The sequence below is a fragment of the Cyanobium sp. NIVA-CYA 375 genome, assembly GCF_056108345.1.
In genome coordinates, this window is record NZ_JBSYHW010000031.1 from 1 (window position 1) to 26,213 (window position 26,213).

The following is a 26,213-nucleotide window of genomic DNA, read 5'->3' on the forward strand; positions in this document are numbered from 1 at the left end:
TGGGCGGCCGGCGGTAAGTGTGCCTGGTGTCGTTGAAAGGTCTGCCAGGCCTAAGCACAAGTTCTATATGTCAAGACCGCCGCTATGTGCACCCATAGACATGGATAAGGGCTGAGCAAACGGGCGAGCTGCTGATGGGCGAGCAACAGGAATCAGTGGTGGTGTCCATGCCGCACCTCGCGAGCCGAGAAGTATCCAGGAGCTATTGATTGAGTAGATTCGTGAGTTCTGGGCTTTCGGATCTGGGAATACTGTGTTTTGAAGTTAATAGATTATTAATTAATAAATGGTCTGCATTGTTGGGCCTATTTCCTATTGGCTTTGTGGCGCAGCTCCAGCCCCTGACTGCTTTGTGCTCGGCTTGGCTGCCCGGATTGGCCATGCATCTGCTCCTGATAGAGCGGTTCAGAAAGCTTGGTTACAAAACATATTCCGGACCGGTGTCGCAAGCAGGAACCCAAGGGGGTGTCTTATGATGTCGGAGGTTGTCATTTGTACCTTTCCTGTACCTTGTGAGACTCAGTCTTGTGAGCAAAACTATTATTACGCAGTCAAGATTGGCTTTTAACCGATTGGTCCTGAGTTCGAATCTCAGGCGACCCATTTACAAGAAAATTAATTTTTTAGGCCTGCAAATAAGTTTTTGTTAATAGATAATTATTATTTAGTTGCAATGCTTGGCGATAAAACATTGGTTGCCATCTGCCAAGTGTTGTTTGATTTAGGACTCATTTCTAGCATTTAGTTAGTTTTTGAATTCGTCTGATTCTGTCGGCAAGGCAGTTTTTGTTGACAGGGTTCTTTGATTTAATTGGGCGGCTCAGTTAATCGCGGCGGCATGCGCCCCCGCCTGCCTTGGGCGCCAGTGGTGCATGGGGCTTTCCCTCGCTAAAGTATTGAGTTGAAAATCGTCTTAAGGTCAATGGACGGAAAATTATTTGTTGGCGGCTTGCTTTTGACCTTTTTAATTATGTACATAGGTGTTTACCTGCTTACCAAGGGTATAGCTCCGCCTGTCTAGTTTTGCCGTTTCAGCTGCCGCTCTTGTCTATTTATTGTTCTGCTAATTCGCTAGGTATTTGGTCGAGCCGATCTGTATAGCGTCGCCGCGTAGCTGCATCAGCAATTCCATCCCGCTGCATGGCACGCAGCATCCGCGTTTAGTTCACACCTTGGCCCGGCGGTAATTGCGCAGTAGCGATGAATTCACGATCACTGAAAGGGAGCTAAGCGCCATCGCTGCCCCTGCCAGCATGGGGTTTAGCCAGCCAAGGGCAGCGATCGGCACCCCCAAGCCGTTGTAGATGAAAGCCCAGAAGAGGTTTTGGCGGATTTTGGTCATCGTGGCTTGAGATAGGCCGATGGCCGTCACTACGTCGCGCAGATCGTTGCCTAGTAGCAGCAAATCTCCCGCTTCCTTCGCCACATCCGCACCAGAGCCGATAGCGATGCCGATGTCGGCAGTAGCCAGGGCCGGTGCATCGTTTACCCCATCGCCCACCATGGCCACCACCTGGCCCGCCTGCTGCAAGGCCCGAATTGTGGCGGCCTTGTCCGCCGGGCGCACCTCGGCAATCACCTCGGTGATGCCCACCTGGGCGGCAATGGCCTCGGCCGTGGCGCGGTTGTCGCCGCTGAGCATCATCACCCGAATGCGCCGCCGCTGCAAAAGCTGCACCGCCTGTCTGGCTTCTGGACGCAAGCTATCGGCTACCGCTATCAGGCCATGCACCGTCTCACCCTGGCCGAGCAGCATCACGGTGTTGCCTGCTGTTTCCAGCTGTTGAAGGGATCGTTGCAGCGACTCCGCCAGCTGGGGCGTAAAGCGCAGCGCCAGGCTGCGGTTGCCTAGCCACACCTCCTGGCCCGCCGCCAGTGGATGTTCAGAGCCGTATTCCAGCGAGGCGGCTAGCTGCAATACCCATGCCTTTGTGTTGCGGCCGCTGGCGACCACCTCCGTGAGTACAGGCTTGCCCAGGGTGAGGGTGCCGGTCTTGTTGAACACCACGGTGGTGAGCCGCTCTACCCGCTCCAGCACCTCGCCACTGCGGATCAGGATGCCGAGGGCGCAGGGGCAGGAGATCACCAGCACGGCGATGAAGGCCAGCAGCCCGCTGCTGAAACTGCCAGCCAGGGTCCAAACGGCAAAGGCCAGGGCCTCCTCCACGATGCGGATGATCTGGGCTAGGGAAGTGTCAGCGCCCACCAGGGTGGCCTCAAAGCGCAGTAGCCCGCGGCCGTTGATCGTGCCGCCGATCAGCTCTGAGCCGGCCTGCTTGATCACCGGTAGGGATTCACCGGTGATCAGCGCTTCTTCCACCGACGACTGACCATCAATCACCACGCCATCGGCAGGCACCTTTTCTCCCGGCCGCACCAGCACTAGATCGCCGCGCTGAATGGCTTCGGCGGGCACGGTAATCTCCTGGCCGGAGCGGATCACCGTGGCCGTGGCTGGCTGCAGATCCAGCAGCCGCCGCACCGCCGCTGAGGAGCGCTGCTTAATTATCTCCTCCATGTATTTGCCCATCAAGACGAAGGCGATCACCACCGCCGACACCTCGAAGTAGACGCCACGCTCGTCAACACCCACAGTTAGTAGCTGGGGCGCGAATACCACCACCACGCTGTAGAGGTAGGCCACTGAGGTGCCCAGGGCGATCAGCACATCCATGTTCAGGGCCCGCCGCTGCAGGGCGGCCCAGGCTCCTGTGTAGAAGCCCCAGCCGCCGATCACCTGCACGGGGGTTGCCAGCAGAAATAACCAAACCCCCCAGGTGAGCCAGGGCAGTTGGGCTATCGGCGCCCAACTGCCCTGACTGCAGAAGTAATAGGCGCGGCCGGCCCGCTGGGCCGAGATCGCCGTGGCCGTGGGCACGACCATGCCGCAGATCGGATCTTTGGCTAGGGGGTTTGTTGATTTCATCAAGGCTGCGGCTACCTCAGGCCGCTTTGCTGCGCCCTGGTGCTGCACAGGTTGGTGCAACCGCTGCGCTTCCGGCCTTGCCTTGAGGGGCGTGCAACTCCACGTGCTCTTGCTCGTTGGCATCGTTGCGGGCCACGATTGCAATGGCCTCCTCATTGGCGCTGAGGTTCACCGGCATGTGGATAACGACCGCCGGGATGAATATGGTTAAGAAATCTTGGGTCCTATCCAGCCTCAGGTGTGAAGCGGCCTTCATGAAGTCTGATTTCCGCGGGTGAAGAGCCATTGCGGCGGTGGTGTGGATGGTTGCCCTTTTGGCTTGGCGGAGAGATCGTGTGGACATCGGGATTCGGAGGCACCACTGATGGAAGACACCCCCCCTGAGCATTTGTCAGGGAGCGCGCTGACGATCCGGCCCCTGCTCCAACACTCTCGACGGATCTCTGACGTCTCTTGGCTGAAAAGCCTCCAATGCGCCGCCCTAGGTGCCCCGGATTAATCGAGACGTCCCACTAGTCACCTGGCCCCAGGTGCTTGCGTCAGCAGCTCCGCAGTACAACTGAAGACACCCAGATCTCACGATCTGATTGCTAACTAACTTGCGCCCAGCCGCGCCCCACCCCTCCGGGCAGGCACCACAGCTGGGTCAACAGAAGCCCGGGGCTCGCGCTCCGGGCTTCCTAGCTTTTATGCCGCTGGGGAAGAGGCCATGCCGGCGCCACCAGAGACTCACCAGCAGTCGATTGAGCGCCGGGCCCAAGAGCTGCTGGCCCAGCTCAGCGTTGCCGAGAAGCTGGCCCTGCTGGAGGGCGATACCGACTTTTGGCCAGGCATGGTCGATATCGCCAGCCGCGATGCCTCCCACCTGCACCCCTGGCCAGCGGGGGTGTTGCCGCGCCTGGGGCTAGCCGGGTTGCAGTTTGTTGATGGCCCGCGGGGGGTGGTGCTCCAGGGCGGAGCGACTACCTTCCCGCCGCCGATCGCCCGCGGTGCCTGCTGGGACGTGGATCTGGAGGAGCGAATCGGCGAGGCTATGGCCCGCGAGGCCCGTAGCTTCGGCGCCAACTGGCTGGCGGCGGTTTGCGTAAATCTCTTGCGCCACCCTGGCTGGGGCCGGGCCCAGGAGACCTACGGCGAAGATCCAGTGCTGCTCGGGGCCCTGGGGGCGGCGATGACCCGCGGCATCCAGCGCCACGCCGTGGCCTGCATTAAGCATTTCGCCCTCAACTCGATCGACAGCTCCCGCTTCCTGGTGGACGTGCAGGTGAGTGAGCGGGTGCTGCACGAGCTTTACCTGCCCCACTTCCGCGCCTGCGTAGAGGCAGGGGCGGGCTCGGTTATGAGCGCCTACAACCAGGTGAATGGCGAGTGGTGCGGCCAGCACCCCGCGCTGCTCCACGAAATCCTCAAGCAGCGCTGGGGATTCCAGGGCTTCGTGGTCACCGATTTCATCTTCGGCGTGCGCGATGGCGTTGCCGCGGTGAGGGCCGGCCAGGACCTGGAGATGCCCTTCCGCATGATCTTTGCCGGTTGTCTGGCGGCTGCCGTTGCTGATGGTCGTCTGCCGCAGCAGCGCTTGGATGACGCCGTGCTGCGCCAGCTGCGGGCGCAGCTCGCCGTGCCCCCGGGTTCCTATCCCACCAGCCTGCGCGGCTGCGCCGAGCACCGGGCCCTGGCCCGGGAGGCGGCCACCAAGTCGATCGTGCTGCTCCAAAACGAGGCCTTCCCCCCTGGCCTCCCCCTGTTGCCCCTGGATCCGGCCCGCTCGCTGGCGGTGATCGGCAGCCTGGCCGCCATCGCCAACCTGGGTGATCGCGGCTCCTCCGACACCCGGCCAGAACCCGGCTTGGTGGTCACCCCCTTGCAGGGGCTGCAGGCAGCGGCTGCGCCGGGGGCTGTGCGTTACGCCAGCGGTGAGCGGCTAGCTGAAGCCACTGCCCTGGCGGCCAGCTGTGAGGCGGCCCTGCTGGTGCTGGGCCTCGACTGGCGCCTGGAAGGGGAGCACATCCATCCCGGCGACATCGCGCCGATCCTGCGCCAGATACCGCCGCCCCATCCCCTGCTGCGGCGCTGGTGGCCGCCGGTGGCCCGCGCCATTGCCGCCATCACCAGCTACGGCTCGGCGCGTCAGGGGGGCGATTTCGCCGCCGGCGACCGCACCAACCTGGAGCTGCCCGCTGAGCAGGTGGCCCTGATCGAGGCCGTGCTGGCGGCAAACCCCCGCACGGTGGTGGTGCTGATGGGAGGTGGGGCAATCTTGATTGAGGCCTGGCGCCGGGCTGTGCCGGCGATCCTGCTGCTCTGGTACCCGGGCGAGCGGGGCGGTGAGGCCTTGGCCGACGTGGTGTTCGGCCAGGTGTCGCCCAGTGGGCGCCTGCCCTTCGCCATTCCCACCAGCGCCGACCACCTGCCTGATTTCGAGCCCCGGGCTGCCCAGGTGCGCTACGACCTCTGGCATGGCTACCGCCGCCTGCAGCGAGACGGCAATCCGGCCGCCTTCCCCTTCGGCTTTGGGCTCTCCTACGCAGAGCTGCGCCTCAGCCAGGCGGAGGCCGAGCTGCAGCCAGATCAAATTCAGCTGGCCGTAACTGCCCAAAATGCCGGCTTGCTGGCCAGTGAGGTTGTGGTGCAGGTGTACGCCGAACCGCCCGGGTTGGTGCTGGAGCGGCCCCGGCGCAGCCTGGTGGGCTTCGCTCGGGCGGCGCTGGCGCCAGGCGACTGCCGGCGGCTTCAGCTGCTGATTCCGCTGCGGCAACTGGCCTATTTCGATGAAGTCTCCAGCCACTTTTGGCTGGAGGCCGGCTGCCATCGCCTGCGGGTTGGCCAACACAGTGAAGATGGGGGCTTGCTGCTGGAGATCAATTGCGAGGCAACGGATCTGGGCCCCTGATCAGCCTTTGCCCAGCAGGCGCTGCAGCCGCAGGCGGTTGTAGCGCTGCACCCACAGGCAGGGCAGGTTGAAGGCGGTGGCAAAGGCGAGGTTGATCAGCACCCCCGCCGGAGGTAGCCACAGGGGCGTGATGGTCCAGAACAGCCACAGGGCCAGATGGACCAGCTCGGCCCGGCGAGTTTCCAGCACCAGCCGCTCCAGCTTGCGGCGCTCGCGGCCCACCAGGCTTGCCTTGGCGATCCCATTGGGTAGGGCGTGGCCGGCATCGGGCAGCCAGGGCTTCCAGCGGCGGATCGCCAGCCGCTTTTCAAAGCCCTGTTGCTGTTCGCGCCAGGGCCGCCGCCAGAACCAGTGCTCCCGCTCCAACCAGGCGGCTGGCAGCCGATTGGCCAGGGAGCCCACCAGCAGGCTCCAGAGCAGCCAGCCCAGGGCGCTGGAGGTGGCAGCCATCAGCGCAGAAAGGTTCGTCATCAGGGCCGCAGCAGCTCCTGGGCCAGTAGCTGCACCGATTGGGGGGCGCGCAGCAGCTGGGGATGGGCCCACACCGGCAGCATCTGGGTGCGGCCCACCGGCAGCACGGCCCGCCAGCCGGGCAGCACGGCTAGGTCGATGGCCGAATAAAAGCTGCAGCAGTCGATCCCGGCCAGGGCTTCGAGGTTGCCGTTGAGCTCGGTGAGCAGGGGGCTGCCCGATTTGAGGTCGGCGATACCCGCCAGCAGGCGGCCCGGCCAGGGCTGGGCGGTGAGGGTGCCTTGCTGGGGACTGCCCACGCTGGTGAAGCGCCTGGTGCGGCGGTGGCCTCCCAGCAGCTGGATCCAGGTGCGGGCGATTACGCCGCCGATCGAGAAGCCCAGCAAATCAATGGGTTGCTCACCCCCGAAGGCCGCTTCGATGTGACTGCCTAACAGCTCGGCCGCTTCCGGGACCGGCGTGAGGCCGAACCGCAAGGGAAGCTCAGGAATCAGCAGCGGTTGGCGCTGGTCGCCTAGGCAGCGCTTCAGTGCATTGAAAACGGCTGGGCTGTCAAGCAGTCCGTGCACCAGCACAAGCGGGGTTGGATCGGCGATAGGGACGCCATTCGATTCATAAGCTCAATCTGATCTCTCCGCCACGGTGCTGCGGCCCAGCAGCAGATCTCGCGCCCCATTAACGCGCTGCATCGTCTCGTGGCTGCCTCCACGGTCTGGGTGATGTTCTGCAGCTGCGCTCTTCCAGGCCCGATTGACTTCGTCTGCGCCGATGCGCCCTGCCAGGGGCAGATGCAACCGCTGACGCGCCACGATCGCATCGAGATCGGGATGCTTACCCAAGGGGCCCCAGTCGGCTTTGCTCAGGGCTGGGCTGCGTTTTTTACCGCCCTTGCGCCGGGCCCGGCCCTGCCCCCCCCCGCCGAATCCCCGTTGGGGCGTGCTGTCCTCTGCTGCTGCCGCGGGGCGGGTCCGCTGCGATCGGGTGGCCACCAGTCCCATCAAATTTGGTTGCATGGCCTGGGGCATTAGCTCTGCCGCGGTGTATCTACTCTCCATCACCACCGGCTAACTGGTCGTTAAGTAGCTCAGTGTCATTTGGGTCTACATTTGAGAAAGACCTGTTGGGTCACGGCTGTTTGTTCTTTGCTCCAGAGGTGCTGTGGGCTCCTTAACCAGATTTCGCGATGGCAACAAGCGCCAGGCAGATTTCCTGGATTTGCGAGAGGGCCAGCGTTGGCCTGTGGAGCACCCCATGGAAGGCTGGTTGGACTGGGAGGGGTTGTTTTTGCCAGCCATTCCAGTCGACATTGCCAACTTCGCTGCCGGTGGCGTGGCTGTCTGGGTAAGAGAACAACTCGAGCTATCCCCAGGTGACCATGGCGTTTTGATCACCCAGGCCCATGGCCGCGGTTGTGGCTATCAGTTAGTTAGGTGCTGCTGGCAACTCAGGGGAGCCAATAGTTCCATGGTGGGGCTGGCCTTCGGGCACTGAGCCGAATTTTTTTAGTTTCGAATCAGCCGCTTAATTCGGCTGGATAGGGTGCGTGACACTGGCACCTGGCCGTTGGGGGCAAGGCTGGTTACGGGAAGTCGGCGACTTGGTTTTACCTCTTTCACTCGTACGGCGTGTACGTGTAGGCCTATGGCCACCCCGAGGAGCAGCAGCAGGATTAAGGCTATGCGGTGGCTGCCGTCGCGGCTCGGCATCGGCTTGATATTGGGGAATCCTGTTCAGCAGAGTCTCTCAGGAGGAAGAGATGTGACGACCTCCCCGATCCCGCCCCAAGTTCAGTAGGCGCTCGTAGGATTTGCTTAAGAATTGAGCCGAAAAGATCGATGCGTGTGCCATCCCTGCTGGCTTTGGTGGCCCTGGTGGGCTTCGTGATTGTGGAGTTGGTGCTCTGAGTAGCAGCCAAGAACACCGCTTCATGCGAGCAGGGCTTCTAGGGTCCGCTCTTACTGCGCCTCGGCCTGTGCAGGCACCCATGCTCCACTCCCTCGCCTTTGTGTTGTCCAGGGGCCAAGAGTTGCCCGAGGAGGGTGTTGATTGGCAGTCCCTGGTTGCGGTCCAAGCCCACCAAGGACCCGATCGGGGCAGGGGGCTACGCCTATTTCGGATGCCAGATCAATGGCAGGCCAGCCTCGATGAGCTTGTCGCTAGCGGCTGCGCCACCATCGCTGGGGAAGACCCCCTCGGCTCAGCGCCGGAGCAGCGCTCCCTCATCTGTGATGCCGTGGTTCCGCAGTTTGATGTGCCCTCCCTTTGGATTGGCGTCTACGCCGTTAGCGGCCCCGCCGAAGGAGCCTGGCTGCAAGTGCAGCAGGTGGAGTTGCTAGATCGCTTTCCCCTTGCTGAGGCGGAAAACGAAACCTGCTGGTTCTATCCCACCGACAACGGTTCCTACCTTTGCTGGGAAAATCAGACTGGGCTGACTCTGGCGCCGGGATGGCTGCCAGAGCAGGGCGGGCAGGAAGCCCCGATTGCCTATGACCGCGGCGAGGTGCACGTGCTTTGGTCGCTGATGGCTGATGACGAGGCCCTCACCTGTGTGGGCCTCACCTATCAGGGCCGGCGGATTGAGTGGCCGCGCTTGGAGGGCAGCCCCGCACCAAGCGCCACCTGGACCAGCTTTGAGGTCGACACTATGGCCGACCCCAGCTATGTAGAACGCGCCCGCATCAGCGTTTTTCCCCAGTGATCGGGCGGCCCTCCTAACTCAGCGCACGAACAGCATCTCCTGGTAAGTGGGCAGGGGCCAGAGGTTGTCGTCAACTAGGGCCTCCAGACCGTCAACCACCACGCGCAGGTCGGCCATCAACGGCACCAAGGTGTCCGCGGTGTAGCGCATGTGGGCTTCAGTGCCATGGGGGGGATGGTCGATGGCACTTTGCAGCTGGCCGCTGATGTCCATCAACGACTGGCACAGTCCAGCCACTTCCTTGGAGGTTTCCGGTGATACCTGGATGCCTAAAGAACTTTGCAGTTGCAAGGACTCAGCTAGTTCACCGAGGTAGCGGATCGCCGCCGGATACACCTGGGTGCGGGCGATTTGGACGGCCAGCTTTGCTTCAACATCAATCGCCAGGATGTATTGCTCGGCGTAAACCTCGAAGCGGCTCTGCAGCTCGACCGCTGAGAGCACGCCGGTGCGCTCGAACAGCTCGCGCATTGATTGGCGCTCCAAAACCGGCAGGGCATCGGCGGTGGTGCGCAGGTTTTCCAGGCCCCGCTCCTCCACTGCCATGCGGTGCCATTCATCTGAATAGCCGTTGCCCCCAAATACGACGGCGCCGTGCTGTTCCACCAGGGTCTTGAGCACCGCCAGCGCCCCTTCCTCAAGGCCGCAACCACTGCTCATTTTTGCCTCCAGTTCGCTATTGATCCAGGCGAGGGAATCGGCCAGGATCGTGTTAAGGGCCACTAGGGGGCCAGCCACGGACTGGTTGGAGCCGACGGCGCGAAACTCGAAGCGGTTACCGGTGAAGGCGAAGGGCGAGGTGCGGTTGCGATCGCCCGCATCCTTGTCGAATTCCGGCAGGGTTTCAACGCCGAAGTTCATCACGCCGCCGATGGCTGAGCCGGAGAGCCGGCCCTCCCGGATCTGGTTGAACACGTCCTCCAATTGGCTACCGAGGTAAACCGAAATGATTGCGGGCGGAGCTTCGTTGGCGCCGAGGCGGTGGTCGTTGCTGGCAGTGGCGATCACGGCGCGTAACAGGGGCCCATAGAGGTGGACGCCGCGGATCACCGCTCCGCAGAAGAGCAGAAATTGGAGGTTTTCATGGGGGGTCTTGCCGGGATCGAGCAGGTTCCCCTGGGTGGCATTGCCGATCGACCAGTTGACGTGTTTACCGGAGCCATTGATGCCGGCAAAGGGCTTCTCGTGCAGCAGGCAGGCGAGTCCATGCTTCTTGGCAGTGGCACGCAGAATCGTCATCGTGAGCTGCTGGTGGTCGGTGGCCACGTTTGCCGCCTCGAAGAAGGGCGCCAGCTCGAATTGGGAGGGGGCCACCTCGTTGTGCCGGGTTTTGGCCGGGATCCCCAGGCGGTACATCTGCCGCTCCACCTCCTGCATGAATACCTGCACCCGCTCAGGGATGGCACCGAAGTAGTGGTCGTCAAATTGCTGGCCCTTGGCCGAGGGCCGACCAAACAGGGTGCGACCGGACAGCAGTAGGTCGGGGCGCAGTGGTACGTAAGCGCTGTCAATCAGGAAGTACTCCTGTTCGGCGCCGCAGCTGGAATTGACCGGGGCGATGTTGGTTTCCCCCAGCAGGCTGAGCAGCCTGTGGGCCTGCTTGTTAACGGCTGCGATCGAGCGCAGCAGAGGGGTTTTTTTGTCGAGGGCCTCGCCGGTCCACGAGACGAAGACGGTGGGGATGCAGAGGGTGACACCGTTAGGCGTCTCCATCAGCCAGGCGGGGCTGGTGATGTCCCAGGCGGTGTAGCCGCGGGCTTCGAAGGTGGAGCGGATACCGCCATTGGGAAAGGAGGAGCCGTCGGGCTCGCCCTGCACCAGCACCTTGCCGGTGAATTCGGTGAAGACCGTGCCGTCGCCCTGGGGTGAGATGAAGCCGTCGTGCTTCTCGGCAGTGGAGTTTGTGAGTGGATAAAAAACGTGGGAGTAATACAGAGCACCTCTGGCGGTGGCCCACTCCTTCATCGCCTGGGCCACAACATTGGCCACAGACACGTCGAGCTTGCTGCCCTCCTTGATGGTCCGCTGTACCGATTTAAAGATCTCCTTCGGCAGCGCCGCCTTCATCTTGTCGAGGGTGAATACATCACTAGCCCAGAGCTCATCGAGGGGCTGAATCGGAGCTGTAGGGGCGGCGGGGCGGCTGAGAATCTTTTCGAGCGCTTGAAGGCGGGGTTGGGAAGGCATGGAGAGGTTCGCCACGAACAACACTCCCACCACCCAAATCCGTCACCCCCCCCTAGCTTTGATGCGGTTGATACCAGCTGCGCAATTGGCAGCCGCTTGGTGTGTGCGGTAACCGTGACCACGCCCCTGCGAATTTCAAGAGCCAGCCCCAGACTTTTGCTTTGCAGGGAGTTTTGGATGGTCTCAGCCGATAGCCAGGCTCTGATGGAGTCGATGCAAAGGCATCTCTTTTTTAGTCAGGCCAAGTCCAGCTCCCTTGCCACCAGCCATGACCATTACCGCTGCCTGGCCCTGGCGGTGCGGGATCGCCTGCTCAAAAACTGGGTTGACACAGCCGATACCTACACCCGCGAGCATGTCCGCACTGCCACTTATCTGTCAGCGGAATACCTACTCGGCCCTCACTTAGAAAACAACTTGGTGAATCTGGGCTTGGTGGAGGCAGCCAGGGAGGCCTGCACCAACTTGGGCTTGAGCCTCGAGGAGCTGATCGCCGAGGAGCCCGAACCCGGCCTTGGCAACGGTGGTTTGGGCCGCCTAGCTGCCTGCTTCCAGGAGTCGATGGCGACGCTGGAGTTGCCAGCGATCGGCTACGGCATCCGCTACGAATTCGGCATCTTCCGCCAGCAAATCACTCCCCATGGCCAGGTGGAGAGCACCGATCCCTGGCTGGCTAATGGCAATCCTTGGGAGGTTATCCGGCCGGAGTGGAGTTATCCGGTGCAGATCGGTGAACACACCGTTATTGGCGTCGCCTATGACACGCCGATCCTGGGCTACGGCGTCAACACAGCGAACACCCTGCGGCTGTGGTCAGCGGTGGCTCCCGAGGCCTTCGACTTTGCTTCCTTCAACGCTGGCGACTACACCCGAGCCGTGCTGCGCAAGATGCAGGCGGAAACCCTCTCGAAGGTGCTCTACCCCAACGACGAGCTGGACCAGGGCAAGCGACTGCGCCTCTCCCAGCAGATTTTCTTTGTGAGCTGCTCGCTGCAGGACATGTTCCGCATCCTGCGGGGCCAGGGCCTGGAGGTAACCGACTTTCATCGTAAGTTTGCGCTGCAGCTGAACGACACCCATCCAGCCATCGCCGTGGCTGAGTTGATGCGGCTGCTGATGGATGAGCACGGCATCGACTGGGATACCGCCTGGTCGATCACTACTGCCAGCATTAGCTATACCAACCACACCTTGCTGCCTGAGGCTCTGGAAACCTGGGGTGTGGAGTTGTTTGAGCTACTGCTGCCCCGCCAGCTGGAGATCATCTACGAGATCAATACCCGCTTTCTGCGCATGGCCCGGATTCGCTATCCGGGCGATTCCCAGATTTTGCAGCGCATTTCCCTGATTGAAGAGGGCCCGCAGCGCCGGGTGCGCATGGCCAACCTGGCGGTGGTTGGCAGCCACCACGTCAATGGTGTGGCCGAGCTGCACAGCACCTTGCTCAAGCAGCACCTGTTTGCCGATCTGGCCCGGATCTGGCCAGAGCGCTTCACCAATGTCACCAACGGCGTCACGCCGCGGCGCTGGCTGGCGGTGGCCAACCCACCGCTGGCTGCCCTGCTCGATGAGGTGATTGGCGACCGCTGGCGCACCCACCTCGAGGAGCTGCAAGGGCTTTCCGCCTATGCCGATGACTACGCGTTTCTGGAGCGCTGGCAAGCCGTGCGCGACTTGGGCAAGCAGCGACTAGCCCAGTACATGCGCCGCGAGTTGGGGGTCTTGGTTGATCACACCTCCCTGTTTGATGTGCAGGTCAAGCGCATCCACGAATACAAGCGCCAGCACTTGGCGGCACTGCAGATCGTTGAGCGCTATTTACGCATCCGCGCTGGCGAAGACCTACCGCCGCGCACCTTTGTATTCGGCGGCAAAGCGGCTCCGGGATACGCCCTAGCCAAGCTGATCATCCGCCTGCTGGTTGGTATCGCTGACGTAGTGAACATGGATCCGGTCATGGATGGCCGCCTCAAGGTGGTTTTCCTGCCCAACTTCAGTGTCAGCCTGGGCCAGCTGGTGTATCCGGCGGTTGACCTCTCCGAGCAGATCTCCACCGCCGGCAAGGAGGCCTCCGGCACCGGCAATATGAAAATGGCACTTAATGGTGCGGTCACAATTGGCACTCTCGATGGGGCAAACATTGAAATTCGCGACTGCGTTGGGCCGGAAAACTTCTTCCTGTTTGGCCACACCGCAGAGCAGATCGAGCAGCTGGGCCACAGCGGTTATCATCCGATGCCCTGGATTGAGCAGGACCCGGCCGTGCGCCAAGCCCTAGAGCTGATCGGTTCGGGCTACTTCAGCGAGGGTGATGGCGAGCTCTTCCACCCCTTGCTGGCCAGCCTCACCAGCCACGATCCCTTCCGGGTAATGGCCGATGTGGCCGAATACCGCCGCGCTCAAAACGCCGTGGACGAAGCCTGGCTCGACCGGGGCCGCTGGGCGCGGATGTCGCTGCACAACACAATGCGCTGTGGCTTCTTCAGCAGCGACCGCTCGATCGCTGACTACGCCGAACGCATCTGGAAGGTGGGCCGGGTGCCGGTTCAGGCCAGCGCCGGCGCCCCGGCGCCTTAGGCGCTCGGCGGCTCCGGCTTGTCGCTGTCCTTAAGCGAGGGGAAGCTGGAGCGGATCAGCTGGGCTACCTCCTGGTTCATTTGGGTGCGGAAGCTGGCGGCAGCGTCAGCTTCGAGCACCGGATAGGAGCGTGCCCCAGCGCTGCGCAGCGGCTTCCAGCTGGTGGCTTCCTGCTTCTTAAGAGCTTCCAGCGGCGCGTCGAAGTCGAAGCTGAGCTCCCGCCCCTGGGCGGCGACGCCAGTAATCCAGGCCTCCCGGGCCGGCAGTAGGGCCTTGGCCTTGAGGGTGTCTGGCAACCCCAGCACCGGCTCGTAGTGGTCAAGGGCCCGCAGTTCTGCCTCGAGCAGAATCACCCAAGCCGCCTCTTCGCCGGGCTGCAGGCCAAGACTGTCGGCGCTGGCGAGCATGGCGTCGCGATATAGACAAAGCCAGCGGTAGTGGGACTTCTGCTGCAGTGTTTTTTTAAGGGAGCTTTTGCCGTGGGCCACCCGCTTGGGCAGGGCTGCTTCAGCCCGCCGCAGTAACACCCGATCTTCCGGCTCCAGGTTGATGGCACCCCAGCGCTGCCGGTATTCCCACAGCTCTTCGTATTGGCGCACCTCCTCTGGTGTCCAGCCCAGCCCTTGCAGTTCCTCGCCCCTGCTCGTTTCGTCCTTGGCCACCGGCTCGCCCATCGCTGTCGCAGGCAGCGTAGTGGCCGGAGCTCAACGCACAACCAGCACCGGGCAGCTGCTGTGGGTAAGCACACGGTGGGTTTCGCTGCCCAGTAGTACGCCTTCCAGGCCGCGGCGGCCATGGGAGGCCATCACAATCAGATCAGCTTCATGGCGGCCTGCCGCCTCCACGATCGCCGTGTATGGCATGGAGTGAACCACGGTGTCATGGTCGCTGACCACCCCGGCGGCCTGGGCTGTCGCTACTGCTGCCGCCAGGATTTGCTCGGCGCCATGGCGAGCGGCTTGCACTAGGGCGGTCACCGTATTGGGGTCGACCAGCTCACCTACGCCCACCAGGGAGATGGGGAAGTTGGATTGCACATGAAAGAAGGTGATGCGAGCTCCCAGGCTGTGGGCCAGCGCCACCGCCTGCTGCACGGCCTTGTCTGAGAGCTCGGAGCCATCGGTTGGCACCAGGAGGTGGCGGTATGGCATCTACGGCGCGGGGAGAAGGGCTCTGAAACCCCAGCCTGGGGCAGCTGGCGCCGCTCAGCAACCTCCTGCCGATGCTGCCGCAGAAAAGGGGTTCAGGAGGAAGGTAGGGCTCCCTTCCAACCCGCGAGGTGGGCGGCGGCGCCGGAGCGGGCCAGGGCGCGGGCGCGGGGCAGGGCCGGCTCGAGTTGCTCGGAGCTGAAGGGCGGCAGGGGTCGGCTGCGCAGCCAGGCCCCCCAGCGGAATTCGTGGAAGGGAATCAGCGGTGCAGCGGCCAGCACCCCCTCCTGCTTCAGCTTCCACACCAAGCTGCGATAGGGGTCGTCCTGCAGGCCGGTGAGCTGGTCGGGCAGGGCGCTGGGGGGCAGGGGGCCCAGGCCCCGGCCGTCATAGAGATAGAGCCAGCCACGTTGATGCAGGGCATCAAGCACCTGCTGGGGGTCGGCGCTGTCGAGCTCGAGCACCACGTAGCCGAAGGCGATGGCCGTTGGTTCGATCTCGATCAGGGCCCGGAGGCGGTGGTGGCGGTCGACCATCCACACCGAGCCATCGCTGCTGCGCACAAGAGGCACGGGCTTGCTGCCCAGGTAGGAGCGGCGTTCACGGTCATTTTCGGCACCGAAATCGCGCAGCCTGCTGCGCACTTCAGCAAGTCCCACGCAGAGCTGGGTAGGGCGCAGCTGGGCTATGGGCACCTCAAGCAGCTCCCCCCCCAGTTGTGGGGCCGGCAACGGCTGGTAAGGGGGAAGGCGCAGGGCCATAACGTCAAGGCAGCCCGGATATCCCCATCCTGACCCGCTGCTTCCCCGAATAGGGTCGCCCTCAAGTGCGAGTGGCCATGGCTTCCCCCTCCCATCCCGACCTGAGTGCTGGCCCCCACGGCCCGATCGGGGTGCTGGTTTGCGGCCACGGCAGCCGCAATCGGCTGGCAGTGGCCGAATTTGCCGAGCTCGCTAAGGGCCTCCAAGCGCTGCTGCCCGAGGTGCCTGTGGAATACGGCTACCTGGAATTTGCCAGGCCGATCCTGCGTGATGGCCTGGAGGCGCTGCGAGCTCGGGGCGTAAGCCACGTGCTGGCCGTGCCGGCCATGTTGTTTGCAGCGGGCCACGCCAAAAACGACATCCCCTCGGTGCTCAATACCTACGCGGCCGAGACGGGCCTGCGTATCGACTACGGCCGCGAACTGGGTGTTGACCTGAAGATGATTCAGGCCGCCGGGGCCCGGATTCGCGAAGTTCTCGATGGGGCCGCTGCAGAGGTACCCCTGCACGAAACCCTGTTGGTCGTGGTGGGCAGGGGCTCGTCTGATCCCGATGCCAACTCCAATGTCGCCAAGGTGACGCGGATGTTGGTGGAGGGCTTCGGTTTTGGCTGGGGTGAAACGGTTTATTCCGGGGTCACCTTTCCGTTGGTAGAACCTGGACTTCGCCAGTTGGTGAAACTTGGCTATCGCCGGGTTGTCGTTTTTCCCTATTTCTTGTTTTCCGGAGTGCTGGTGAGCCGGATCCAGCAGCACACCGTGCGGGTGGCCCAGGACCATCCCGAAATCGAGTTCCTGAAGGCCTCCTACCTGGCTGATCACCCCATGGTGCTCGACACCTTTGTGGAGCGGGTGGCGGAGGTGGTGCGCGGTGACGCGAACATGAACTGCTCGCTGTGCAAATACCGGGCCCAGGTGCTGGGCTTTGAGACTGATGTTGGGGCGCCGCAGCACAGCCACCACCACCACGTGGAGGGGCTCACCGACGGCTGTGATCTCTGTGAGCGCGAGTGCACCGGTGCCTGCCAGCCCGATGGCGTGCCGATTCCAGTGGGCGGCCACACCCACGATCTCGACCATCCGCCTGAGCACAGCCATCCGCCTGAGCACAGCCATCACCACTCGCCTTACCCCCACGCAGATCATCCCCTTGGCCCCACAACCTTGCGCCAGGGCGGCAGCAGCTGAGCGATTTTGGAGACGTCAGCGATTGCTGAAGAGAATCTGCTTTGCGGCGCCAAATCGGAAATAAACCAGTTCGCTTGGCGCGGCTCAGCCTTCTCGGCGCGTTAAGAGTCTCGCGGGACTCCAACCCATCAGTTCTGCTGATTGATTGTCCTCTTTCCCCATTTAGGCCGGTTTTTCCCCGGTTTTTAAGGGTTTTTCCCCAGAAAATGGCTCCTTGAGCCAGCTCAGTCCTAAAGGCTGGGGAATGGCGGCTTTTGTTCAAGCTCGCCTTGACAGCATCGGACCATTACTTTCCAGCGGGTTTTCGATATGCGCTCCCTACCTCAATGGGACTGGCAGCACTGGCAATCTCAGCTGAGAACGGCGTGATTTCGCCCTGGCTTTATGGCTTTGACGGACTCGGCGCCGATGTGGCCTACTGAGCTACACCCAAATTCTTGCTTCGTAATGGCACCCCAGCGCAGTCACCTTGAACGATGTATGGAGCAGCCCAGCTGTGTAGAAGATTGCCCGGTGCCGGAAGCAAGCAGCATCAGCTTGGAGGCAGAAGTGCCGGAGGTGTTGTTCGAAGGCATGCGCGAGTTCCTGCGCAGCCATCCCCAGTGGGATCAATACCGCCTGATCTCCTCAGCGCTTTCTAGCTTCCTGTTTCAGCACGGCTGTGCCGATCAGGGGGTTAGCCAGCTCTACCTCAATGGCCTGTTCAAACGCGGCTGAGCTGTTTAAACGAGGTTGGTGTAGACAAAAAAAAGGCGGAAGGGCCAACCTCCGCCTGAGTCTCCCTTGCCCGACCCTGTCAGAGGTCGACCTTGTCATTGTGCGCAGGCTTACTTAAGTCGATTGTGGCGATCGACACCGGATATCCACCACGTCACGAAGTCCCCATGCGCAGCCGGTCGGCTGCGGCATCGCAGGCGCGCCAGGTGATGGCCATTTCAGTGAGGGTTGGGCTCTGCCAGCCGGCCCGGGGCCAGCAGGCCCCATCGACTACCAGCACATTGGGGGCGCCCCAGCACTGGTTGAGGTGATTCACCACACCTGCCTCGGGCTGGCTCGCCATGCGGGCGCCGCCGAGTTCGTGGATGTAGTACCCCGGTGGAGGCGCATCGGGGCTCACCGCCAGGCTGCTGCGGATCCAGGGCTCCAGCAGCGGCAGCACAAATAGCTCTTCAATGGGCCGGATCTGCCCCCCACCAGCTGCCACTACCGCTTCCATGCGCCGGTGCATGTGGGCCACCAGGCGCTGCTCGTTTGCCCCCCAGCGGCAGTTGATGTGGGCGGTGGGTAGCCCCCAGGCATCGAGATCCTCGCCGTTCAACGTCACCTGGTTGTCGGCGTTGGGTTGCACGTCGCCGTGACCGATCAGAAACCCCACCGCCTCGCCCCGGCGGCGCTGCAGCAGGGCGGGTGGATCAAAGCGCTGCAGGGCTGTCCAGAGGCCGTAGCCGCCGCGAAAATCAGTTTCGCTGCCCGTATCCAGGTTGACCGTGTTGGGGATGAAGCAGCTACCGGCCCCTGAAAGTTCGCTGGGCCCATCAAGGGCTGGCACCCCGGGAATCGAAAAGAAGCGACTGCTGGAGATGTGGTCCATCAGATAGCGCCCCAGGCTGCCTGAGGGATCGATTAGGCCGCCGCGCTGGTGGGCTTCGCTCGAGTGCAGCAGGATCCGCAGGGTCTCGATCGTTGAGGCGCAGAGCACCACCAAGGGTGCCTCAATGCGCTCGCGAGCAGCCGTTTTGCCATCCACCAGCAGCACGCCCCGGGCCCTGTCGCCGTCGAGCAGTAGATGGCTCACCACGGCGTTGCTGCGCACCTGGGTGCGCCCCGTTGCCAGGGCCCGTGCCAACGTGCGCCCCTGGCTGGCGGAGCGGGGCCAGCCCGCGCCCCGGTGCAGGTTGAAGCCTCGCGAGTGGATCAGGGGCAGGCCGAGCTCGCTGCCGATGCGGCGCTGCAGGTGGCGCTCGCCCGGGGTGAAGGGCAAGGGCGCCTGGAAGTGGCCATCGGGCAGCTGGGGCAGGCCGTCGCAGGCTCCATGCACCTCCAGCAACTGCTCAAGGCGGGTGTAATAAGGCGCCAGCTCGGCGCTGCCGATCGGCCAGCCCGCCCCCTGACCATCGCGCTCAGCGGCACCGAATTCGTAGTCGGAAAGGCGCAGGGTGATGCCTCCCCAGGTGAGGCTTTTGCCCCCCACCTGCCGGCCCCGGCTCCACAAAAACGGAGCGTCGTCTGGGGTGGAGTAAGGATTGAGCCGCTCATCGACGAACAGCTGGGGATTGTGTTTCCAGAAGCCCGGATGGTGGCGCTGCAGACGCTGCTGGCCACTGGCGATATGGGCCAGACGCCTAGCCGTGTTCAGTGGTTCGCTGCCGAAGGCCTGGCGGGATGAGAGCTCAGGACCTGCTTCCAGTACCAGCACCCGCAGGCCCGCCTCGGCCAGCACCATGGCGGCCACACCGCCGGTAGCGCCGGAGCCCACCACGATGGCATCGGGCTGGGTCACGCTGGCGGGGATGGCCATGTTCTGGGCGGTGATCGCTCGGCAGCGCAGGTGAACGTTCAAACAACAAAGCCCCGACAGGTGGACTGCCGGGGCTTTGGGATGTGGTGGCGGGGGCGAGATTTGAACTCGCGACCTTCGGGTTATGAGCCCGACGAGCTACCAGACTGCTCTACCCCGCGTCGACCTCTTAACCATACCAGTCGAAGTGCCTAGTAATGCCGCTCAGTCGAAGCGCAGCTCACCGATCACCTCCAGGCGCAGATGGGGGGCTGGGATCAAGAAGCGAGTGCGCAGCTCTTCAAGAGCTATCGGCGTTAGCCAGTCGAGCTGCTCGAGCAGGTGCAGGGCCACAGCTTGCTTGGCTCGAGCGGAGCCGTCTTCCACCTTGATCGCTACCCCCATGCCTTCGCCGACGCGGCTGAGGCACTGGATGCCCTCGGCCCCGCCCTTGCTCACCACCTGGCCGTGGCCGCCGCGCATCAGTTCGGTGTCGAACCGCCCCTCCCCGGCCACCAGTTCAGGGTGGGCCAACATCGCCCGGCTGAGGCGCTCCAGATCGGCCTGGCTGCCGGCTCCTAGGTGGGCGTAGAGCAGGGCCATCTGGGCCAGTTGCAGCTGCAGGGTTGGGGCGCCGCAGTCGTCGCGGGCGGTGAGCAGTTCGGCAGCAGGCAGGGAAAGCAGATCACCCACTCGCTTAAGTACTTCCTGCTGCAGCGGATGATCTTTTTGGAGGTAGCTCTCGGTGCTCCAGTTCAGCTGCCGGCAGGTGGCCAGAAAGGCGGCGTGCTTGCCGGAACAGTTGTGCTCCAGGGGGCTGCTGCCGCAGTCCGGCACGGGGCATTGCAGCTGCTCGGCTTCGACTTCAGCACCCCACAGCAGCTTGAAGGCCTCGCGGGCGTGCATGGCCGTGCCGTCGTGGCTGGCGCAGGCGATGGCCAGGCCCCGCTCGCCGCAGTTGCAGTGGTCGGCGGCGCCACTGCCCACAAACACCGTGGCCTGAAAGGGCTTGAGGGCAGAGCGCACAAAGCTCAACTGCTGGGGATCGCCCGCTCGCATCAATACCCGGCCGCGGCCGTCGCAAACCACCGCGTGCACCCGGTGGCGCGATTCCAAGATGCCGTTGCGCAGCAGCCGCACCTCCAGAGGAGGGACGCCCCCGCGGACGGTGCCACCGAAACTGGAGGACAGGGTCACAAGAGCCCGAGAGCTGATCTCAAAGAGCCTGACAGAGGCTGGCCCCCAACAAGGCCAGGATTATCGCCAGTGCTGCGCCTTGTTGCAGCCGCCGCAGCACCGGCTGCACCTGGTGCTGGGCCACCAGTAGGTCTTGCTGGCGCCAAGCCAGGGGTTTCTCCCACACCTGGCCGTCATACCAGCCCGATTCCTCGTATTCAACCCGCTCGGAAACGAGGCGGCGGTGCACGTATTTCCAGCCGAGCCACTGACGCACGAGCAGCAGCATCGGCAGCGCCACAGCAGCAATCATGCCCGCCAGCACCAGCTGGGCCGGGTGGTGGCGCAATACCCAGCTGCCACTGGCCACCAGGATGGAAACGGGCAGCAGCAACAACCAGCTGGTGGCTAAGGGGCGCAACAGACCCGGCAGGTCGTGGGACGGCCAGACGAAAAACCAGGAGGCCAGCAACTGCTCGTATTCCTGCAGGGGCCGCTGCTCGGGCGGCACCGGGCACGGCATGGCGTTCAGGGAGAAACTGCTGGGATTGAGCTTACGAAGCGCACCTGTTCGCCGTGGCCCCAGAACGATTCGAGGTCGTAGTAGGTGCGCTCACTAGGGGTGAGCACGTGCACGATCAGCTCGCCGTAGTCGAGCAGCATCCAGCGGCCCTCCTTCTGGCCTTCGCGCCGGAGGGGTAGCCGGCCGGTGGTCGCCTCGATCTGATCCTCAGCCGAGCGGGCGATGGCGCGCACCTGCACGTCGGAGAGGCCGCTGCAAATCACAAACCAATCAGCCAAAGAAGACACCTCATCAACGCGGATCAGGCGAATGTCCACGGCCTTGCGGTCGTCACAGGCTTCTGCCGCCAGCTTGGCCAGCTGCTCGCTGTCGAGCTCCTGATGGGTTGTGGGCCCGCTGGCGGGGGAATCAGCCATAGACGTTCTCACTGGTGACGGATTGACGCGAGCCCTGTTGCTGGGCCATTTCGGCCCGGGCCTTAGCGGCACTCTTGCGCAGTGCCTCGAGCCGATCTTCGTAAAAGGAGCGCTTCTTTTTCTTGCGGGTCTGCTCCACCAGCTCCTTGAGGGCGCCACCCAAACTCTTGTATGCATTGGGCAGGGTGTAACCGAAGCGGGTGGCCAGGTCGATGGCCCGTTCGTCGGCGGAAATGGCGTCCTGCAGCCGCTTTTCGGAGTTGTTTTTGAGGTAAAGGCGATAGCCGGCAAAGCTGGACAAACCCAGGGCCATCACTAGCAGTAGGCCGTCCTGGACCCACAGCTCACCGATTGCTCCACCCAGGCCAATCGCCAGGGCCGCCATCTCCCAGCCGTCGCGAGGTACCGCATCGTTCTGGATGCGGCCCACCTCATGCCAAAACAACAGGTTGCGATGGTCGATCGCCAGTCCATCCCAGCTTTCTAGGTCAACCTGAATTTCCACTTCGTCGCGACCGATCTCCTCGATGGTGATCAGGGGCGGTTCCACCGAAGCGGCAGCTTCAACAAACACCCAGCTCTGCAATTCCGGGGGCAGCAGCCCTTTCAGGCGCTGGAGCTCGCTCATCTGGGGCTTTCGCGTTAAGGATCAGGTTAGCGATTCCAGCCGCAGCTGCTGCAGAGGGGGCGTGAGAGGCTAGGCAGGTTTGGCTTGCCCACGCCCTATGCCCCGCCGCACGGACCTCAGGCGCATCCTGCTGCTGGGCTCGGGGCCGATTGTGATCGGCCAGGCCTGTGAATTTGACTACTCCGGTACGCAGGCCTGCAAGGCGCTGCGTGCTGAAGGCTTCGAAGTGGTGTTGGTGAATTCCAACCCTGCTTCGATCATGACCGATCCGGACATGGCGGATCGCACCTACATCGAACCGCTCACCCCCGAGGTGGTTGCCCGGGTGATTGAGATTGAGCAGCCCGATGCCCTGCTGCCCACCATGGGTGGTCAGACGGCCCTCAATTTGGCGGTTGCCCTTGCCGAAAACGGCACCCTGGAAAAGCACGGGGTGGAGCTGATCGGCGCCAATCTGCAGGCGATCCGCAAGGCGGAAGATCGGCTGCTTTTTAAGGAGGCGATGGAGCGGATCGGCGTGGCGGTGTGTCCCTCCGGCATAGCCAACACCCTGGAGGAGGCGGAGCGGGTGGGCGAGGTCATCGGCAGCTACCCCCGCATAATCCGGCCGGCCTTCACTCTGGGCGGCAGCGGCGGAGGCATCGCTTACAACCCCGAGGAGTTTCGGGCCTTCTGCAAAAGCGGTCTGGAGGCCAGCCCCGTCTCCCAAATCTTGGTGGAGCAGTCGCTGCTGGGCTGGAAGGAATTTGAGCTGGAGGTGATGCGCGACAGCGCAGACAACGTAGTAATCGTCTGCAGCATCGAAAACCTCGATCCGATGGGGGTGCACACCGGCGATTCGATAACCGTGGCGCCCGCCCAGACCCTCACCGACCGCGAATACCAGCGCCTGCGCGACCAATCGATCGCGATCATTCGCGAGATCGGCGTCGACACCGGCGGAAGCAATATTCAATTTGCGATCAACCCCGTCAATGGCGACGTGGTGGTGATTGAGATGAACCCGCGCGTATCGCGCAGCTCGGCGCTGGCATCGAAGGCCACCGGCTTCCCGATCGCCAAGATCGCCGCCCGACTGGCGGTTGGCTACACCCTCGACGAGATCGTCAATGACATCACCGGTGCTACGCCGGCCTGCTTCGAACCCACGATCGACTACGTGGTCACGAAGATCCCCCGTTTCGCCTTCGAAAAGTTCCGGGGCAGCCCGCCGGTGCTGACCACCTCGATGAAGTCGGTGGGGGAGGCGATGGCAATTGGCCGCTGTTTTGAGGAGTCGTTCCAGAAGGCCCTGCGCTCCCTGGAAACGGGCCATGCCGGCTGGGGCTGCGACCGGCCCGATGCCAGCTGGGAATCCCCGGCTCTGGCCCGGGCCTTGCGCACCGCCACCCCCGATCGGATCTTTGCCGTGCGCGAGGCGATGGTCGCCGGCCGCAGCGACGACGAGATCCACCAGCTCAGCGCCATCGATCCCTGGTTTTTGGCCAAGCTGCGCCACATTCTCGAGGTCGAACAGCGACTGCTGCAGGGTCGCAGCCTCGCCGAGCTGGAGGCGCCGGCCCTGCTGGAGCTCAAGCAGCTGGGCTTTTCCGATCGCCAGCTCGCCTGGGCCACGGGCAGCGATGAGCTGGCGGTGCGGCGCCACCGCCAGGGGCTTGGCATCAACGCCGTGTTCAAGACCGTCGACACCTGCGCGGCGGAGTTTGCCTCCAGCACCCCGTATCACTACTCCACCTATGAGCGGCCGCTGGAGCGACTCAACACCGCCGGTGCGCTCGAGATCGTGCCGCCTGAAAATGAGGTGCAGCCCGAGAGCCGCCGCAAGGTGATGATCCTGGGCGGCGGGCCAAACCGCATCGGCCAGGGCATCGAATTCGACTATTGCTGCGTGCACGCCTCCTTCGCCCTGCAGGCTGAAGGCTTCGCCACCGTGATGGTGAACAGCAATCCGGAGACGGTGTCAACCGATTACGACACCTCCGACCGGCTCTACTTCGAGCCGCTCACCCTCGAAGACGTGCTCAACGTGATTGAGGTGGAGCATCCCGAGGGGGTGATCGTGCAGTTTGGTGGCCAGACGCCGCTGAAGCTGGCGATTCCGCTGCTGCACTGGCTGGCCTCCCCCGAGGGCCTGGCCACCGGCAGCCGCATCTGGGGCACTTCGCCTGAATCGATTGATGCGGCCGAAGATCGGGAGCAATTTGAAGCGATCCTGCGCCGGCTGGAGATCCGCCAGCCCCGCAACGGCCTGGCCCGCAGTGAGGCCGAGGCCCGGGCCATTGCCGAGCGCGTTGGCTATCCAGTGGTTGTGCGCCCCAGTTACGTCCTGGGTGGGCGCGCTATGGAGGTCGTCTACGACGAGGCCGAGCTGAACCGCTACATGGTGGAAGCGGTGCAGGTGGAACCCGACCACCCAGTGCTGATCGACCAATACCTCGATAACGCCATAGAGGTGGATGTGGATGCCCTTTGCGATCGGGAGGGGCTGGTGCTGATCGGCGGTGTGATGGAGCACATCGAACCGGCCGGCATCCATTCGGGTGATTCGGCCTGCTGGCTGCCTTCCGTGAGCCTGAGCGAGGCAGCCTTGGCCACGATCCGCGCCTGGAGCCGGGCCCTAGCCCTGGCCCTCGGGGTGCGCGGCCTGATCAACCTGCAGTTTGCGGTGCAAATCGACCCTGAGCACGGCGAGCGGGTGTTCATCATTGAGGCAAATCCCCGCGCCTCCCGCACTGTGCCATTTGTGGCCAAGGCCACCGGCGTGCCCCTGGCCAAGGTAGCCAGTCAGCTGATGGCCGGCCGCACCCTGGCGGAGCTGGGCCTTACCGATGAACCGCGCCCGCCACTGCAGACGGTGAAGGAGGCGGTGCTGCCCTTCAAGCGCTTCCCGGGTTCCGACACCTTGCTGGGCCCTGAAATGCGCAGCACCGGCGAGGTGATGGGCATTGCCAGCAGCGCCGGCATGGCCTACGCCAAGGCTGAACTCGCCGCAGGTGAAGCCCTGCCCATCAGTGGCACGGTATTTCTCTCCACCCACGACCGCGACAAGCCGGCCCTGCTGCCCGTGGCCGAGCGGCTGGTGGGGCTTGGCTTTGCCCTGATCGCCACCAGTGGCACCGCCGAGGCCCTTCGGACCGCTGGCCTACAGGTGGAATCCATCCTCAAGGTGCATGAGGGCCGGCCCAATATTGAAGATGCGATCCGCTCGGCCCGCATCCAGCTGATCATCAACACCCCGATCGGCCGTCAGGCTGCCCACGACGATAAGTATCTGCGCCGGGCCGCCCTCGACTACGCCGTGCCGACGGTGACAACCCTGGCCGGGGCCCGGGCGGCGGTGGAGGCAATCACGGCGTTGCAGCAGCAGACAATTGAGGTGAATGCCCTGCAAGACATCCACCCCGGACCCACTCGTTAGGGTTGGGGGCCCGCTAGATCCCGCTTTGACAGCCAGCACCCAAGTCAGCAACCAGATCACCTCAGGCAGCGACTGCACGGCGGCTTTCCGGGCCGCCTATGAAAATCGCTACACCTGGGAGCCGGATTTCGGTGGCTATCAGGGCCGCTGCATCTGGGAGCAAGACGGAAAGAGGGTCGAGGGCAGCTTCGTGGTGGGCGCCGACCTCAAGGCCAAGGTTGATGGCGTCGCCGATGAGGAGATTCACAAGGCCCTTGCTTCTCAGCTGTGGGAGGTGGCGATCCACCGAGTGCGGCGCAGCTTTGAGCAAACCCACGGCGCCAACACCTTCAGCGCCGGCGACACCGACGCGGTGGGTACTGAGGTGATCGTGGGCGGCAAAAACGAAGGCGATCGCTATCGCATCAAGGCAAATGTGGTGACGATGGTGCACCGCCACATCCACGGCACCGTGGTGACGATCTTCACCGAGAGCACAACAGACACCGGCAGCGGCTACCTGAGCCGCAGTTACACCAGCCAGTACGCCGATCCAGCAACCGGCGCAGCCAAGGGCGGCATCAGCCGTTTCACCGACACCTTTGTGCCCCTGGCTCGGGTGGGCCCCTGGGTGCTGAGCGAGCGGGTGGTTGAGACCGCTGCCCATGGCGACACGCCGGCTGGCCGCCAGGTGTTTCGTTTCGAGGATCTTGCCCCCTTGGCTTAGGCCA

Annotated in this window: 22 protein-coding genes and 1 tRNA gene; 8 read left to right on the forward strand and 15 right to left on the reverse strand. The window is 63.4% G+C overall.

From position 1 onward, the window contains the following. Positions 1-1,165: 1,165 nt before the first annotated feature. Entirely contained in the window at positions 1,166-2,926 is a 1,761-nt protein-coding gene (locus AC01FP_RS09405) for an HAD-IC family P-type ATPase (protein WP_474479798.1), read from the reverse strand. Between the two features lie 16 nt (positions 2,927-2,942). Further along, a complete protein-coding gene (locus tag AC01FP_RS09410) occupies positions 2,943-3,098 on the reverse strand; it encodes a hypothetical protein (RefSeq protein WP_474479799.1) in 156 nt (51 codons plus the stop codon). 537 nt (positions 3,099-3,635) lie between these two features. On the opposite strand from AC01FP_RS09410, the gene AC01FP_RS09415 reads away from it, so the two are divergent. Next, complete coding sequence (locus AC01FP_RS09415) at positions 3,636-5,816, forward strand: beta-glucosidase (protein WP_474479800.1); 2,181 nt, start codon at positions 3,636-3,638, stop codon at positions 5,814-5,816. On the opposite strand, the gene AC01FP_RS09420 is transcribed toward AC01FP_RS09415, so the two are convergent. Genes AC01FP_RS09420 through AC01FP_RS09430 form a run of 3 tightly spaced genes read right to left on the reverse strand, consistent with a single transcriptional unit; the run spans position 5,817 to position 7,300 of the window. Beyond that, on the reverse strand, positions 5,817-6,287 hold the full coding sequence (locus AC01FP_RS09420; protein ID WP_474479801.1) for a glycosyl-4,4'-diaponeurosporenoate acyltransferase CrtO family protein: 471 nt from the start codon (positions 6,285-6,287) through the stop codon (positions 5,817-5,819). It lies immediately after the preceding gene. Next, positions 6,287-6,856: an esterase/lipase family protein gene (locus AC01FP_RS09425; RefSeq protein ID WP_474479802.1), complete on the reverse strand. Its 570-nt coding sequence runs from the start codon at positions 6,854-6,856 to the stop codon at positions 6,287-6,289. The genes AC01FP_RS09420 and AC01FP_RS09425 overlap by 1 nt, the downstream gene beginning before the upstream one ends. A 51-nt stretch (positions 6,857-6,907) precedes the next feature. Further along, a complete protein-coding gene (locus AC01FP_RS09430; RefSeq protein ID WP_474479803.1) occupies positions 6,908-7,300 on the reverse strand; it encodes a molecular chaperone DnaJ in 393 nt (130 codons plus the stop codon). A 145-nt stretch (positions 7,301-7,445) separates the two neighbouring features. Here AC01FP_RS09430 and AC01FP_RS09435 point away from each other — a divergent pair, with 145 nt between their 5' ends. Continuing rightward, a complete protein-coding gene (locus AC01FP_RS09435) occupies positions 7,446-7,778 on the forward strand; it encodes a hypothetical protein (protein WP_474479804.1) in 333 nt (110 codons plus the stop codon). Between the two features lie 493 nt (positions 7,779-8,271). After that, on the forward strand, positions 8,272-8,985 hold the full coding sequence (locus tag AC01FP_RS09440) for a hypothetical protein (protein WP_474479805.1): 714 nt from the start codon (positions 8,272-8,274) through the stop codon (positions 8,983-8,985). An 18-nt stretch (positions 8,986-9,003) separates the two neighbouring features. On the opposite strand, the gene AC01FP_RS09445 is transcribed toward AC01FP_RS09440, so the two are convergent. Further along, positions 9,004-11,172 carry a glutamine synthetase III family protein gene (locus AC01FP_RS09445; protein ID WP_474479806.1) on the reverse strand — a complete coding sequence of 723 codons (2,169 nt, stop codon included), beginning with the start codon at positions 11,170-11,172 and terminating at the stop codon, positions 9,004-9,006. 204 nt (positions 11,173-11,376) lie between these two features. Between AC01FP_RS09445 and AC01FP_RS09450 the strand changes: the two genes are divergently transcribed. Continuing rightward, complete coding sequence (locus AC01FP_RS09450; protein ID WP_474479807.1) at positions 11,377-13,749, forward strand: glycogen/starch/alpha-glucan phosphorylase; 2,373 nt, start codon at positions 11,377-11,379, stop codon at positions 13,747-13,749. Here AC01FP_RS09450 and AC01FP_RS09455 read toward each other — a convergent pair. The 3 genes from AC01FP_RS09455 to AC01FP_RS09465 form a co-directional block, all read right to left on the reverse strand. Next, positions 13,746-14,423, reverse strand: coding sequence for a hypothetical protein (locus AC01FP_RS09455; RefSeq protein ID WP_474479808.1), 678 nt, complete (start codon positions 14,421-14,423; stop codon positions 13,746-13,748). The two genes, AC01FP_RS09450 and AC01FP_RS09455, sit on opposite strands and share 4 nt — an antisense overlap. Before the next feature lie 30 nt (positions 14,424-14,453). Then, positions 14,454-14,900, reverse strand: a complete 447-nt coding sequence (locus AC01FP_RS09460) for a universal stress protein (RefSeq protein WP_474479809.1) — start codon at positions 14,898-14,900, stop codon at positions 14,454-14,456. Between the two features lie 92 nt (positions 14,901-14,992). Then, positions 14,993-15,658: a ParB-like protein gene (locus tag AC01FP_RS09465; RefSeq protein WP_474479810.1), complete on the reverse strand. Its 666-nt coding sequence runs from the start codon at positions 15,656-15,658 to the stop codon at positions 14,993-14,995. A gap of 77 nt (positions 15,659-15,735) precedes the next feature. On the opposite strand from AC01FP_RS09465, the gene AC01FP_RS09470 reads away from it, so the two are divergent. Together AC01FP_RS09470 and AC01FP_RS09475 are read left to right on the forward strand one after the other, a co-directional pair. Then, positions 15,736-16,845: a sirohydrochlorin chelatase gene (locus tag AC01FP_RS09470; RefSeq protein ID WP_474479811.1), complete on the forward strand. Its 1,110-nt coding sequence runs from the start codon at positions 15,736-15,738 to the stop codon at positions 16,843-16,845. Between the two features lie 480 nt (positions 16,846-17,325). Then, complete coding sequence (locus AC01FP_RS09475; protein ID WP_474479812.1) at positions 17,326-17,562, forward strand: DUF2811 domain-containing protein; 237 nt, start codon at positions 17,326-17,328, stop codon at positions 17,560-17,562. 154 nt (positions 17,563-17,716) lie between these two features. On the opposite strand, the gene AC01FP_RS09480 is transcribed toward AC01FP_RS09475, so the two are convergent. The 6 genes from AC01FP_RS09480 to AC01FP_RS09505 form a co-directional block, all read right to left on the reverse strand. Beyond that, on the reverse strand, positions 17,717-19,363 hold the full coding sequence (locus AC01FP_RS09480) for a GMC oxidoreductase (protein ID WP_474479829.1): 1,647 nt from the start codon (positions 19,361-19,363) through the stop codon (positions 17,717-17,719). An 84-nt stretch (positions 19,364-19,447) separates the two neighbouring features. Beyond that, positions 19,448-19,524 (reverse strand) — tRNA-Met (locus AC01FP_RS09485). A gap of 43 nt (positions 19,525-19,567) precedes the next feature. After that, on the reverse strand, positions 19,568-20,539 hold the full coding sequence (locus AC01FP_RS09490; RefSeq protein ID WP_474479813.1) for an asparaginase: 972 nt from the start codon (positions 20,537-20,539) through the stop codon (positions 19,568-19,570). Positions 20,540-20,558: 19 nt separating this feature from the next. Next, the gene (locus tag AC01FP_RS09495; protein ID WP_474479814.1) at positions 20,559-21,041 is read right to left on the reverse strand and encodes a CGLD27 family protein; all 483 of its coding nucleotides are present in this window, start codon (positions 21,039-21,041) and stop codon (positions 20,559-20,561) included. A gap of 5 nt (positions 21,042-21,046) precedes the next feature. Then, positions 21,047-21,457, reverse strand: a complete 411-nt coding sequence (gene rsfS, locus AC01FP_RS09500) for a ribosome silencing factor (RefSeq protein ID WP_474479815.1) — start codon at positions 21,455-21,457, stop codon at positions 21,047-21,049. Beyond that, entirely contained in the window at positions 21,450-22,085 is a 636-nt protein-coding gene (locus AC01FP_RS09505) for a DUF3318 domain-containing protein (protein ID WP_474479816.1), read from the reverse strand. Before AC01FP_RS09505 ends, rsfS begins: the two co-directional genes overlap by 8 nt. A 97-nt stretch (positions 22,086-22,182) precedes the next feature. Between AC01FP_RS09505 and carB the strand changes: the two genes are divergently transcribed. Next, positions 22,183-25,503 (forward strand): carbamoyl-phosphate synthase large subunit, encoded by a 3,321-nt coding sequence (gene carB, locus AC01FP_RS09510; RefSeq protein ID WP_474479817.1) that lies wholly within the window; start codon positions 22,183-22,185, stop codon positions 25,501-25,503. Between the two features lie 25 nt (positions 25,504-25,528). Next, complete coding sequence (locus tag AC01FP_RS09515) at positions 25,529-26,209, forward strand: DUF3386 domain-containing protein (protein WP_474479818.1); 681 nt, start codon at positions 25,529-25,531, stop codon at positions 26,207-26,209. Positions 26,210-26,213: the final 4 nt, after the last annotated feature.

Coding starts and splice junctions, on each gene's coding strand:
- AC01FP_RS09465 (WP_474479810.1), bottom strand. CDS start 15,658: ATGGCCCTGCGCCTTCCCCCTTACCAGCCGTTGCCGGCCCCACAACTG.
- AC01FP_RS09495 (WP_474479814.1), bottom strand. CDS start 21,041: ATGCCGTGCCCGGTGCCGCCCGAGCAGCGGCCCCTGCAGGAATACGAG.
- AC01FP_RS09445 (WP_474479806.1), bottom strand. CDS start 11,172: ATGCCTTCCCAACCCCGCCTTCAAGCGCTCGAAAAGATTCTCAGCCGC.
- rsfS (WP_474479815.1), bottom strand. CDS start 21,457: ATGGCTGATTCCCCCGCCAGCGGGCCCACAACCCATCAGGAGCTCGAC.
- AC01FP_RS09480 (WP_474479829.1), bottom strand. CDS start 19,363: ATGGCCATCCCCGCCAGCGTGACCCAGCCCGATGCCATCGTGGTGGGC.
- AC01FP_RS09440 (WP_474479805.1), top strand. CDS start 8,272: ATGCTCCACTCCCTCGCCTTTGTGTTGTCCAGGGGCCAAGAGTTGCCC.
- AC01FP_RS09460 (WP_474479809.1), bottom strand. CDS start 14,900: ATGCCATACCGCCACCTCCTGGTGCCAACCGATGGCTCCGAGCTCTCA.
- AC01FP_RS09455 (WP_474479808.1), bottom strand. CDS start 14,423: ATGGGCGAGCCGGTGGCCAAGGACGAAACGAGCAGGGGCGAGGAACTG.
- AC01FP_RS09470 (WP_474479811.1), top strand. CDS start 15,736: ATGGCTTCCCCCTCCCATCCCGACCTGAGTGCTGGCCCCCACGGCCCG.
- AC01FP_RS09430 (WP_474479803.1), bottom strand. CDS start 7,300: ATGCAACCAAATTTGATGGGACTGGTGGCCACCCGATCGCAGCGGACC.
- AC01FP_RS09505 (WP_474479816.1), bottom strand. CDS start 22,085: ATGAGCGAGCTCCAGCGCCTGAAAGGGCTGCTGCCCCCGGAATTGCAG.
- carB (WP_474479817.1), top strand. CDS start 22,183: ATGCCCCGCCGCACGGACCTCAGGCGCATCCTGCTGCTGGGCTCGGGG.
- AC01FP_RS09415 (WP_474479800.1), top strand. CDS start 3,636: ATGCCGGCGCCACCAGAGACTCACCAGCAGTCGATTGAGCGCCGGGCC.
- AC01FP_RS09420 (WP_474479801.1), bottom strand. CDS start 6,287: ATGACGAACCTTTCTGCGCTGATGGCTGCCACCTCCAGCGCCCTGGGC.
- AC01FP_RS09405 (WP_474479798.1), bottom strand. CDS start 2,926: ATGAAATCAACAAACCCCCTAGCCAAAGATCCGATCTGCGGCATGGTC.
- AC01FP_RS09450 (WP_474479807.1), top strand. CDS start 11,377: ATGGAGTCGATGCAAAGGCATCTCTTTTTTAGTCAGGCCAAGTCCAGC.
- AC01FP_RS09475 (WP_474479812.1), top strand. CDS start 17,326: ATGGAGCAGCCCAGCTGTGTAGAAGATTGCCCGGTGCCGGAAGCAAGC.